Genomic DNA, 12978 nt, shown 5'->3' on the forward strand with positions numbered 1-12978 from the left:
ACATGCAAACTGAAATAATAGCGCAATTAGTCTTAATTCTTCCAGAGCTTTTAATTGCATTAGGAGCTGTCGTGCTGCTTATGATTGGTGTTTATTCCAATACACGTGCTTCTTTAACAGTGACAGGTTTAACCATAGCACTTCTTGTGGCAACCATTATTATCCTTATAGTTTTTCCGAAAAATGGTTCATTTCAAACCAATGCGCTCGTTATCGATTCCTTTAGTCGTTATATGAAAATTTTAATGCTTATTGGTGCACTCTTTTCTCTTATCATGTCTGTTAGTTTTGCAAATGCACAAAAGTTGGATATATTTGAATTTCCAGTGCTTGTTCTTTTCGCAACTCTTGGAATGATGTTTATGATTTCAGCGGGTAATATGCTGTCGCTTTATATGGGCTTAGAACTGCAATCTTTAGCTTTATATGTTTTAGCAGCGATTAATCGTAATAATGTAAAATCTTCTGAAGCTGGTATAAAATACTTTGTTTTAGGAGCATTATCTTCAGGGTTGCTGCTTTATGGTATTTCTTTACTTTATGGTTTTACCGGTCAAATTGGTTTTCACGAAATTGCTCTTGCTTTAAAAGGTAAAAATGTACAATTGGGGGTCATTTTTGGAATTGTCTTTATTTTAGCTGGTTTGGCTTTCAAAATTTCTGCTGTTCCATTTCATATGTGGACACCGGATGTTTATGAAGGAGCACCAACACCGATTACAGCATTTTTTGCTGGTGCCCCTAAAGTTGCAGCAATGGCTTTAATCATCCGTATTATTGTGATGACCTTTATTCCTCTAGGGCATGTTGATAACGTGATGCCTGCATGGCAACAAATTTTGGTCTTCATGGCGATTGCATCAATGATACTTGGTGCATTTGCTGCAATTGGTCAAAATAATATTAAGCGCTTAATGGCTTATTCGTCGATCAGTCATATGGGCTATGCACTTGTTGGTTTATCTGCTGGAGATATGCTAGGAATAAAAAGTGTTATTCTTTATATGACGATTTATCTTGGAATGACGATTGGCTCATTTGCTTTTATTCTTGGAATGCGCTCTCAGAATGGCAATGTTGAAAATATTTACGATCTTTCAGGGTTAGCAAAGACAAATCCGTTTATGGCTATTGTTATGACAATACAGCTTTTCTCTTTAGCCAGTATACCACCTATGGCTGGTTTTTTTGGGAAGTGGTATACATTTTCTGCTGCTGTCCATGCTGGTCTGACGTCACTTGCAGTCGTTGGGATGATAGCATCTGTCGTTGGAGCTTTTTACTATTTACGAGTCATTAAAATTATGTGGTTTGATGATGCAAAAGTGCATTTTGTTGCTTTATCGAAAGAGCTTCAATTTTGTCTTGGTCTTTCTGCATTCTTTATTTTATTTTACGCGCTTTTTGGGGTTTGGTTCGTTGAGTTAGCAGAAAAAGCAGCGGCAGCATTGTTTTAATGAATATGGTTTATACTTTATCAGATTTTGCACAAAAACAGGGATATACTGTTGAAGCGTACGATAGTGTTGATTCAACAAATCTCATTGCACAACGAAAAGCGCAAACTGGTCATCAAGGTAATCTTTGGATTGTTGCACAAGAACAATCACAGGGAAGAGCGAGAAGAGGGAGGACTTGGTCTAGTCCAAAAGGGAACCTTTATTCTAGTCTTTTATTAATTGATGGTATTGTTCATCAAACTGCGGCTCAACTTGGTTTTGTTGCTGGAGTAAGTGTGGCAGAGGCAATAAAACAATTGATAAAAGAGGAAAAGCAGACAAACAATATTGTGAGCTTAAAATGGCCAAACGATATTTTGCTCAGAGGAGAAAAAAGCTCTGGAGTTTTGCTTGAGATTTTACAATTATCATCACAACAATATGCCTTGGTTATTGGTATTGGAATAAATGTGAAATATAATTATGAAGATGCACCTTATTCCACTTCAAGCTTAAAGAATATCGGTTTGCATATTGATGCAGAACAGTTATTTACGGTTTTGACGGAGTGTTTTTCTAAAAATTACCTTCTTTGGAAACAATTAGGAGGATGTGAAATAATCCGAAAAAAATGGCTTTTATATTCCGCTCACCTTGGGAAACATGTCAAAGTGGTGAATGATGAAAAAATCATTGAGGGTATTTTTGATGGTCTTGATAGTGATTTTAACTGCATCATAAAGCAAAAAGACGGTCAGACAGCCATTATAACAGCTGGGGATGTTCATTTTGGTTCGGCTGATTCTGTTAATACAGTTCGTTATTAAAAAATTATTTTACCATCAGATACCTTAATGATTTGGGAGATGTTTATGGTTGCAGCCAATAAGAATGAATTTGTTTTTTTACCTTTAGGAGGTGTAGGTGAAATAGGGATGAATCTCGCTGCTTATGGATTTGGTCCCCAAAATCTTCGTGAGTGGCTGCTTGTTGATATGGGAGTTAGTTTTGCTGGTTTTGAATTACCAGGTGTCGATCTTGTTTTGCCTGATATTCGTTTTCTAGAAAGTGAAAAACATAATATACGGGGTCTTGTTTTAACACATGCACATGAAGATCATTATGGAGCCGTTCTTGATTTATGGCCAAAGTTACAAGTTCCAATTTACTGTACGCCTTTTACGGCAGGATTATTAGAAAGTAAAAGGCAAGCAGATTTTGAATTTCATAAAATTTCATGTAATATTTTTCAAGCTGGTGATTGTTTTCAGGTAGGTTCCTTTGCTGTAGAGGCTATAGCCGTTAACCATTCAATACCAGAATCTGTCTCTTTGGCAATTACAACGTCTTTAGGGACCGTAATCCATACGGGTGATTGGAAAATTGATCATACCCCTTCACTCGGGGCTCTAACCGATGAAAAAAGGTTTCGTGCTTTAGGCAAAAAAGGTGTTTTAGCATTACTTTGTGATTCCACAAATGCGTGTCGGGATGGTATATCTCCATCAGAGCAGCAGGTTCAAACCAGTCTTTCTGAGATTATTTTAAAAGCTGAAGGGCGCGTTGCGATAGCGACTTTTGCTTCTAATATTGGTCGGATACGTTCTATTGCTCTTGCCGCTGAAGCTTCTGGGCGTAAGGTACTCGTCATTGGGCGTTCCCTTAAGCGAAGTATTATGGTTGCACAAGAGCTTGGTTATATGAATGGTTTAGCACCATTTGTGACGGAAGATGATTATGGCTACATCTCGCGAAAAGATCTTGTTTTAATTGTCACAGGGAGCCAAGGTGAGCCATGTGCTGCTTTGGCTAAACTGTCACGTGATGGAATGAAAAATATTGCACTTTCCACTGGTGATACCGTTATTTATTCATCACGAAGTATTCCAGGAAATGAAAAAGCGATTATTGAGGTACAAAATCGTTTCATTGATTTGGGTATTAAAATTATTACGAATGAAGATGCACTTGTTCATGTTTCAGGCCATCCTCGTCGTTCAGAACTTTTGCAGATGTATGATTGGATAAAGCCACAAATACTTGTCCCCGTACATGGGGAAGCAATGCATCTTAAGGCTCAGGCAACTTTAGCACGTCAAGCAGGTATTAAAACTGTTATAGATATCAGAAATGGCCATATGTTACGTCTTGCACCAGAGCCTGTAGAAGTTATTGATCAAGTTCCTGTTGGCCGCATCTATAAGGATGGTTGCCTAATTGGAGATGAAGATGAATTAGGGATTCGTGAACGCCGCAAACTAAGTTATGCTGGTCATGTTACTATTTCTCTCCATATAAATAGTAAGCATGAATTATTAGGGGATATCGGTCTAACAACATTCGGGTTACCTGAAAGTAATGGAAAGGGGGAAAGTTTAAAAGATATTCTTTTAGATATCGTAGAAAATACAGTTTATAATATCCCACGCATGAAACAGAAAAATAATGAACTTATTCGAGAGGCAACACGACGTGCAGTAAGAGCGGCTGTTCATGAAATTTGGCAAAAAAAACCTATCTGTACAGTTTTTTTACATCGGTCAAAATAAAAGAACTTTCCTATTACGTTATTTAAAAAGAGAAGAGCATTTTTATTTTATTGCTAAATAAGAAAAATAGAGAATAAAGCACAATAAATTTTTAAATGATAAGATCGTTATATTTGCAAGTATTCAGAATGCGGCTATAGATGAATAGAGGGTGTGATAAATTGTTCCGATATGATAGGTCTGATTAGGAGTTAATTATTTCAATGCGTCTTTCTCAATATTTCCTTCCACTTTTAAAAGAGAATCCTAAAGAAGCAGAAATTGTTTCTCATCGCTTCATGTTGCGCGCTGGAATGATTCGACAACAAACATCAGGGATTTATTCTTGGCTTCCTTTGGGAAAAAAAGTGCTTGATAAAGTTTGTAAAATTATTCGTGAAGAGCAAGAACGTGCGGGTGCAATAGAAATATTGATGCCTACAATTCAGTCTGCTGATCTTTGGCGTGAAAGCGGTCGTTATGATGATTATGGTTTGGAAATGCTCCGCATTAAAGATCGTCAAAAGCGTGATTTACTTTATGGTCCAACCAATGAAGAGATGGTAACAGATATTTTTCGCTCATATGTTCGTTCTTATAAAGATCTTCCGCTTAATTTGTATCATATTCAATGGAAATTTCGTGATGAAATTCGTCCACGTTTTGGTGTGATGCGAGCACGAGAATTTTTAATGAAAGATGCTTATTCTTTTGATCTTGATTATGAGGGCTCTAAAACATCTTATAATCGTATGTTTGTTGCTTATTTACGCACTTTTTCTCGCCTTGGCTTAAAAGCAATTCCTATGCGTGCAGATACAGGTCCAATAGGGGGGGAACTCAGTCATGAATTTATCATTTTGGCTGAAACAGGAGAGAGTGCTATCTTCTGTGATAAACAATTTCTTGAACTTACCGTTCCAGATAGTTCAATCGATTTTAGTGATAAAGCTGTTTTAGATGATATTGTTAAGCAATGGACATCTTTTTATGCAGCAACGGAAGAAATGCATAATGAAGAGGAGTGGGCTAAAGTTTCTGATCATAATCGTCTTTCAGCGCGTGGTATTGAAGTAGGGCATATTTTCCACTTTGGTACTAAATATTCTGCTCCAATGGAAGCAAAAGTTATGGGACAAGATGGAAAAGAGCATGTGGTCTCTATGGGATCTTATGGTATTGGACCTTCGCGTCTTGTTGCGGCCGCTATTGAGGCTTCTCATGATGAAAATGGTATTATTTGGCCCAAGTCGATGGCACCGTTTGATTTTGGGATTATCAATATGAAGCCCGATGATGAAAAATGCACACAGGCATGTGAGTTTCTCTATCAGGGATTAAAGAAGGTTGGTTTTGATCCGTTATTAGATGATAGAAATGAACGCCCTGGATCAAAATTTGCAACAATGGATTTGATTGGTTTGCCAACGCAAATCATTGTTGGTCCTAACAGCATTGCACAAAATGAAGTTGAAATTAAAGATCGAAAAACAGGAATAAAAAAATCTCTAAAGGTTGAAGATGTGCTCAGCCAACTTTCTATAATTTAATAGGAAATGTTATGAAGAGGCTGAAAAATAAAGGTTTTTCATCTTATGAGTGGATGATCGCTTTTCGTTATATGATTCCCAATAAAAAACATGTCGTTGCCTCTGTTATTTCAATTATTTCTCTTATTGGGATTATGTTGGGCGTATTTGCTCTGGTCGTTGTTATGGCGGTGATGAATGGCTTTCGTACAGAACTTCTCAATCGTATTCTTGGTATGAATGGGCATCTTATTATTCAAACAGTTGATTCTGGTTTTGCTGATTATAAGACTCTTATTTCTTCTTTAGAAACTACAAATGGCGTGAAGTTTGCTTTGCCTGTTATTGAAGGTCAAGCACTTGTTCAAGGTGAAGTTCAAGGTGGCTCTGGCGCGTTAGTTCGTGGTATGCGCAAACAAGATCTAGATAAGCTTAAAACAGTCTCTCAAAATATTAAATTAGGATCGATTTCTCGGTTTGATCAAGAAGAAGGTGTTGCAATTGGAAGTGGCTTAGCAGAAAAATTAGGATTAACAGTTGGAAGAGATATTCGTATCATTACTCCAGATGGTGATGAGACTCCTTTTGGCGTTACGCCACGAGTGAAAGCTTATAAAGTCGTTGCTATTTTTGAAGTTGGTATGTCTGAATACGATTCAATATTTGTCTTTATGCCTCTTCATGAAGCACAAATGTTTTTTAATTTAGGCGATAAGGTTCAGTCTTTAGAGTTATTTTTAAATGATCCTGATGCAGTTGATCAAATAAAACCCGTTGTAGAAAAAGCAGTTGATCAACAGGTTTATTTAATTGATTGGCGTACACGTAATCAGGCTTTTTTTTCAGCTTTACAGATTGAACGAAATGTTATGTTTTTCATTCTTTCTCTGATCGTTCTTGTTGCTGCTTTAAATATTATTTCAGGACTGATTATGCTTGTAAAAGATAAAAGTCATGATATTGCAATTTTACGCACGATGGGTGCTCAACAAAGTGCGATTTTGCGTATATTTATCATTACAGGAATGATGATTGGTTTTATTGGAACGATATTGGGCTTAATTTTAGGTGTTATCGCGACCGCGAATATTAATCATATCCAAGACTTTATCTCTTGGTTATTTAATGTCGACGTTTTTAATCCTCAACTTTATTTTTTAACAAAATTGCCTGCACAAATTGAGTGGAAACAGACCGTCTTGGTTGCTGTGATGGCTTTATTCTTGTCATTTCTTGCTGCTCTCATTCCGGCATGGCGTGCTGCTAAGCTAGATCCCGTACAAGCTTTGAGGTATGAATAATGACAGCTATTTTAGAGCTTGTAGAGATTGAAAGACGCTTTTTCGAGGGTCATAAGCCGCTCATTGTTTTAGATAAAGCGAATTTTACTCTTAATCGTGGAGAGCTTGTTGCACTTGTTGCACCATCTGGTGCTGGAAAATCAACACTTCTTCATATTGCTGGATTATTAGAAAAACCAACCGCTGGTGATGTGATGTTACGAGGTGTTTCTTGTGCAAAGCGTTCTGATAGTGAGCGAACAGCTATAAGACGAAATGATATTGGTTTTGTTTATCAATTTCATCATTTACTTCCAGAGTTTACGGCGTTAGAAAATGTTATGATACCGCAAATGATAGCAGGATTAAAAAAATCCATAGCAGAAGATCGTGCGCGCAAATTATTAACGTATCTGCGTATTTCTCATCGTGCGAACCATCGTCCCTCAGAGTTATCGGGAGGAGAACAACAACGTGTTGCTATTGCACGTGCAGTCGCAAATGGCCCTTCAGTTCTTTTGGCTGATGAACCTACAGGAAATCTTGATCCCGTAACTTCAGCTTATGTTTTTCAAGCTTTATCTATCCTTGTTCGTCAGTCTGGTCTTTCTGCTCTTATTGCAACACATAATTACGCTTTGGCTAAGCAAATGCATCGTCGAATTACACTTAAAGAACAAAAGATTATAGAACTTCCTTAAAGCAAGGTACAAATTTTATACGACTAATTGAATAGTTTATATTACTTTATTCAAGGAGATTTTTTATGACAGTTTTTGTCGTTGACAAAAATCAATTAGATGCGCGTCGTCGCCGGTTGATTTTTCGTGCATGGCATCGCGGTATTCGTGAAATGGATCTCATTTTTGGGCATTATGTTGATGCTCATATTACTGAGATGAATGATAAAACGCTCTCTGAGCTTGAGTATATTATGTCTTTTGACGACCGTGATTTACTCACATGGATGACTGGAGAAATTTCACCCCCCTCTGAAGTTGATAGTCCACTTTTTCGTGATATTGCTAATTATCGTTTTTGCTTAAGTTATTGATTCCAATGCCTATATTTAAAAAAATTGTTATTCCCCAAAATAGTCCTGTTCGTATGATTTTTGATGGCGTTACTGATGGATTTGAAGCCTTTGCGCTTGCTAAGTTAAGTTCAGAAATTGGACAAGGCAAACCGCTCATCTATGTTGTTCATGACGGAACAAAAATTGCGCATTTACAACAAGTTTTAAATTTTATTGAACCCAATTTGCCCGTACTTCAATTTCCTGCATGGGATTGTTTGCCTTATGATCGCGTATCACCAGGAATTGCTGTCATGTCCCGTCGACTATCAGCTTTGGCACGCATAGCAAATTTACGTCAAAACCCACATCCTGCAATTATATTAACTACAGCAAATGCAATTATGCAAAAGTTGCCTCCTCGTGAAATGATAGAAGCTCAGCTTATTCACTTACATGTTGGCCAACGCAATAACATGGGAAAACTAATTCAATTCTTAGAAACCAACTGTTTTGAACGCGTTACGGTTGTCCGTGATGTTGGTGAGTTTGCTGTAAGAGGAGGAATACTTGATATCTTTTCTCCTATGGATGTTGAACCTTTACGCCTTGATTTTTTTGGAGATACCCTAGAAAGCATCCGCGTATTTGATCCAGAAAGTCAAAGGACAACACGTCAAAAAACTGAACTTTTATTACAGGCAATGAGTGAGGTTGTTCTTACACCAGAACGCATCAGCCGATTTAAAAGCAATTATACCCGTACATTTGGTGTATCACAAAAAAATAACATGCTTTATGAAGCAATTGCTCAAGGTCGGCGTTTTGCCGGTATGGAACATTGGCTTCCATTTTTTTATGAAGAGCTTGACACTTTTTTTGACCATTGTGGCAACCTACCGCTTGTTTTTGAGCATCTTATAGAAGAAGTTTTCATTGAGCGCTATCGCCTTATTGAAGACTATTATAACGCGCGCAAAGAGCGCGAAAATGATAAAGAAAATTCTACTTCTTATCATCCAATAGACCCTAGTCTTCTCTATTTAACGCCAGAGCGTGTTTTAGAATGTGTGCAACAATCTTCACAGCGTATTGATTTTTCGCCTTTTAATATTCCACAAAGTTTGGAACAAACTGTTATTCACGCACATGTTAAACAGGGATATGATTTTGTAAAAGAGCGTAATGCGCAGGAAAAAAATGTTTTTTCAAGTGTTATTGATCACATCGCATCTTTACGCGCTGCGGGCAAAAAAGTACTTTTAGCGTGTTGGAGTGAAGGATCTTTGAATCGTTTAGTACAAGTTCTCGACGAGCATGGATTAAAAAAAATAGATGTTGTAAAATCCTTGCAAACTGTCAAAGCAACACCACGAGATCATATATTAGCAGCCGTTATCATGATAGAACATGGTTTTGAGGCTGAAGATTTAGCTATTATAGCAGAGCAGGATATCCTAGGTGATCGCTTCATCAGATCACCAAAGCGGCGTAAGAATAATACAAATTTTATTTCTGAAATTTCTGCTTTAAATTCTGGTGATATTGTTGTGCATATCGACCACGGTATTGGCCAATTTGTTGGTCTTAAAACCATCACAACCACTGGAATTTTACGAGATTGCCTTGAAATTAAATATGCTGGAGGTGATCTCCTCTTTTTACCTGTTGAAAATATTGAGCTTCTCTCACGTTATGGCTCAGAAGGAACAGAGGTAACGTTAGATAAATTAGGAGGTGTTGCTTGGCAAGCACGTAAAGCTCGGCTTAAAAAACATTTATTGGAAATGGCAGGGCAATTAATCCGTATAGCTGCAGAGCGTATGACTCGTGCTGCGCCTGCTTTACTTCCACCAATTGGACCATTTGATGAGTTTGTTGCTTGCTTTCCCTATGAAGAAACGGAAGATCAAATGAATGCAATTGATGCTGTTTTAGACGATCTAGCCTCAGGCAAGCCGATGGATCGCTTGATATGCGGTGATGTTGGTTTTGGAAAAACTGAAGTAGCCATTCGAAGTGCTTTTGTTGCAGCATTAAATGGATATCAGGTTGCGGTTGTTGTACCAACAACTTTGCTTTCACGTCAACATTACAAAACATTTATTTCGCGTTTTCAAGGATTACCAGTTAAAATTGGACATGCTTCGAGGCTTGTAAAAGCGAAAGAACTTGCACGCGTAAAAAAAGGTGTTTCAGATGGTACAATCGATATTGTCATTGGAACCCATGCATTATTAAGTGGTGCAGTTAATTTTTTACGGTTAGGCCTTCTTATCATTGATGAGGAACAGCATTTTGGTGTCAAACACAAAGAGCGTTTAAAAGAGCTTAAAAGTGATATTCATGTTCTCACACTTTCAGCAACTCCCATACCACGCACTTTAGGGTTAGCATTATCAGGTGTACGTGAACTTTCATTGATAACAACCCCCCCCATTGATAGAATGGCGGTTCGTACTTTTATTTCACCCTTTGATGCACTTGTTATACGAGAGACTCTGCTTCGGGAATATTATCGTGGTGGACAAAGTTTCTATGTTTGTCCTCGTATTTCTGATCTGGCTTTTGTAGAAGAATATCTTAAAACACATGTGCCAGAACTGAAATTCGTTGTGGCTCATGGACAAATGCCAGCTGGACAACTTGATGATATTATGAATGCATTTTACGATGGGCAATATGATGTTTTACTATCGACAACCATTATTGAATCTGGTCTTGATATTCCAGCAGCCAATACATTAATTGTGCATCGCGCTGAGATGTTTGGCCTTTCTGCCCTTTATCAGTTACGTGGTAGGGTAGGGCGTTCAAAACAACGTGCTTATGCTCTCTTTACATTTCCTTCTGGTAAAGTTTTAACAGCTGCTGCCGATCGCCGTCTTAAAGTTTTACAATCTCTTGATACCTTAGGGGCTGGGTTTCAATTGGCAAGCCATGACATGGATATCCGCGGTTCAGGCAATTTTTTAGGTGAAGAGCAGTCGGGGCATATCAAAGAAGTTGGATTTGAACTCTATCAAAAAATGCTTGAAGAAGCTGTTGCTGAATTAAAAGATGGAGAGCTAAATGAAGATAAGCAATGGTCTCCTCAAATTTCACTTGGTACAACAGTGATGATACCAGAGAGTTTCGTGCCTGACTTATCATTACGTATGGGACTTTATCGTCGTTTAACAGAACTTGATGATTTAGAACAAATTGATGAATTTGCAGCGGAGTTAATTGATCGCTTTGGTCCTTTACCCATTGAGGTTCAACACCTTCTTAAAGTCTTTTATATCAAAACATTGTGTCGAAAAGCGCATGTAGAAAAATTAGATACAGGACCAAAAGGGATTGTTATACAGTTTCGTAATAACTATTTCGCAAATAGTGTTGCTCTTGTTCAGTGGGTTGGGAAACAAGGTTCAATGGCAAAAATCCGACCAGATCAAAGTATTGCTCTTATTCGTGATTGGTCCACAGCGGATGAAAGGCTTGTTGGAGCAGCGAATATTATGACACAGCTTGTCGAAATGGCAGAACAACATTCTGTTTAAAAATATCTTTATTATTTTAGAATTGTTACTCATTTTTATAAAATAATTCTATAAAAACAAACAGTTATTGATTTTGTATAAGAATAAAATTTAAGTTTATAATAAAGAGCCATTATATATTTATTTGGTTTTTATTATATACGTATTGATACAATGAAGGAAATAGATTAGACGGTTTAACTGCAATAAATAGCACTTTCAATATAATAAGCTAATAAGCTCCTGTAAATTTTTTAGAAAGAATTTAGGTAAAGATAGCATGCTTTCTTCATTACAAAAGTGTCTAACTATCGTTTTTTTGTTACTCACTTTAATACATGGCGTAAAAAACGCTTATGCTGAGTTATCTTCTGATGAACAATACCAACATTAAAAAAACAAAAGAAAGAATATTAAAGAGAGCATACAATTTATTGAAGAAAGTATATCTCATTTGGATATTTGGAAAAAAATATTTCTAAAGCAGAATACTATGAGCGTTTACAGGAACGGAATAAGTTATATAAAAAACTGAAAACTCTGAAGGATGAATATTATAATCTTGGTTCGAAATTACAGGATCTAGCTGAAAAAAAAACAAAAAATTATCTCTAGAATACATATAGCGAGAGAGTATGAAGAAAAGTTGATTAAAGCAAAAGACTATTAAAAAAAAACTCAAACGTTTAATGAATGGGGAATGAATGAGAAAAGTGGAGGTGATGATGAGATAATGAAAAATTATCTCATATAAATACAGAGAAATTAAGATTATTTATAATAAAGTAATTTTATGCATATAAGATATTATCTATTGTTCTTATCATATAAGATTTAATATATATATTAAATAATAAAATCATATATCTTTTTTATGTTTTCTTTTTATGCATAATTTTTTGTGCTTGTAGTTTTTTATTTTTATCTGTTTAATTATTTTAATGACGATACATCTCATATCATAAATCTTGTTTCATTAATATGATAAGAGAGATATTTTATAGCTCTAAGTTGTGTTATATAGAGAAACAAAATGATATTTTTAATTCATTTTTTCTTAAAACTTAAATCATTAACGATTTATATCTTTGATATTGTGAAAGATGAAAAGAATTTATCATTTTAGTAGATTCTTTTATTTAAGAAATAACTTAAAAGAAATTGATAAAAGCTATATTTTTTATTCACGTTATAAAACTGAGAGATGATATTTGTACAGAAGTGCAATAATAGATGTTTAATATATGAGCATAAATTTATTATGGCTTTAGGCACGTGAGATGATTCATAGGGAGGTTTTCCTTTGTTCAGTAGTTTTATCTATAAAACTAACTCCGCTTGTGATGTACAAGTGGATAAATTTTATTGATTCAACATAAGAGAGGTTTGCGCTATTAGGATCTTTCATACAATATAGAAAAAAGATAAATTATTATTATAAGTTAATATGTTATTATATTTTAAGAAAGTTTATTATAAATAAAATATTTTCAGCAGTTATAGATTTTCTTCTAAGAAAATGTGTTGTTTAATTAAGAAAAAAGCACTTCTTTAGTACCGTATTTTTAAACTAAACTTTTTAGTTAAACGCTATGGAATATAAAATTTTTATTACAAAAGCGTATCACTATTATTTTGTAAACAAGGGCAGAAAATTGTTCAT

8 protein-coding genes are annotated in these 12978 nt (G+C 35.9%); all 8 read left to right on the top strand.

Annotated features, from left to right (window positions below):
- Nucleotides 1–2: 2 nt before the first annotated feature.
- The 8 genes from nuoN (at nucleotide 3) to mfd (ending at nucleotide 11336) form a co-directional block, all read left to right on the top strand.
- Nucleotides 3–1457, top strand: coding sequence for an NADH-quinone oxidoreductase subunit NuoN (gene nuoN / locus ACFIKI_RS02545; protein ID WP_375665542.1), 1455 nt, complete (start codon nucleotides 3–5; stop codon nucleotides 1455–1457).
- A complete protein-coding gene (locus tag ACFIKI_RS02550; RefSeq protein WP_375665544.1) occupies nucleotides 1457–2266 on the top strand; it encodes a biotin--[acetyl-CoA-carboxylase] ligase in 810 nt (269 codons plus the stop codon). The genes nuoN and ACFIKI_RS02550 overlap by 1 nt, the downstream gene beginning before the upstream one ends.
- 45 nt (nucleotides 2267–2311) lie before the next feature.
- The gene (locus ACFIKI_RS02555) at nucleotides 2312–3988 is read left to right on the top strand and encodes a ribonuclease J (protein WP_375665545.1); all 1677 of its coding nucleotides are present in this window, start codon (nucleotides 2312–2314) and stop codon (nucleotides 3986–3988) included.
- A gap of 203 nt (nucleotides 3989–4191) precedes the next feature.
- Nucleotides 4192–5517, top strand: coding sequence for a proline--tRNA ligase (gene proS, locus ACFIKI_RS02560; RefSeq protein ID WP_375665547.1), 1326 nt, complete (start codon nucleotides 4192–4194; stop codon nucleotides 5515–5517).
- 11 nt (nucleotides 5518–5528) lie between these two features.
- A complete protein-coding gene (locus ACFIKI_RS02565; protein WP_375623263.1) occupies nucleotides 5529–6797 on the top strand; it encodes a lipoprotein-releasing ABC transporter permease subunit in 1269 nt (422 codons plus the stop codon).
- The gene (locus ACFIKI_RS02570) at nucleotides 6797–7477 is read left to right on the top strand and encodes an ABC transporter ATP-binding protein (RefSeq protein WP_375611886.1); all 681 of its coding nucleotides are present in this window, start codon (nucleotides 6797–6799) and stop codon (nucleotides 7475–7477) included. The genes ACFIKI_RS02565 and ACFIKI_RS02570 overlap by 1 nt, the downstream gene beginning before the upstream one ends.
- A gap of 65 nt (nucleotides 7478–7542) precedes the next feature.
- On the top strand, nucleotides 7543–7830 hold the full coding sequence (locus ACFIKI_RS02575; protein ID WP_375629793.1) for a succinate dehydrogenase assembly factor 2: 288 nt from the start codon (nucleotides 7543–7545) through the stop codon (nucleotides 7828–7830).
- Nucleotides 7831–7835: 5 nt separating this feature from the next.
- On the top strand, nucleotides 7836–11336 hold the full coding sequence (gene mfd, locus ACFIKI_RS02580) for a transcription-repair coupling factor (protein WP_375665548.1): 3501 nt from the start codon (nucleotides 7836–7838) through the stop codon (nucleotides 11334–11336).
- Nucleotides 11337–12978 lie beyond the last annotated feature (1642 nt).

It is taken from the genome of Bartonella sp. TT121SHDZB (assembly GCF_042193415.1).
Lineage (GTDB): Bacteria > Pseudomonadota > Alphaproteobacteria > Rhizobiales > Rhizobiaceae > Bartonella.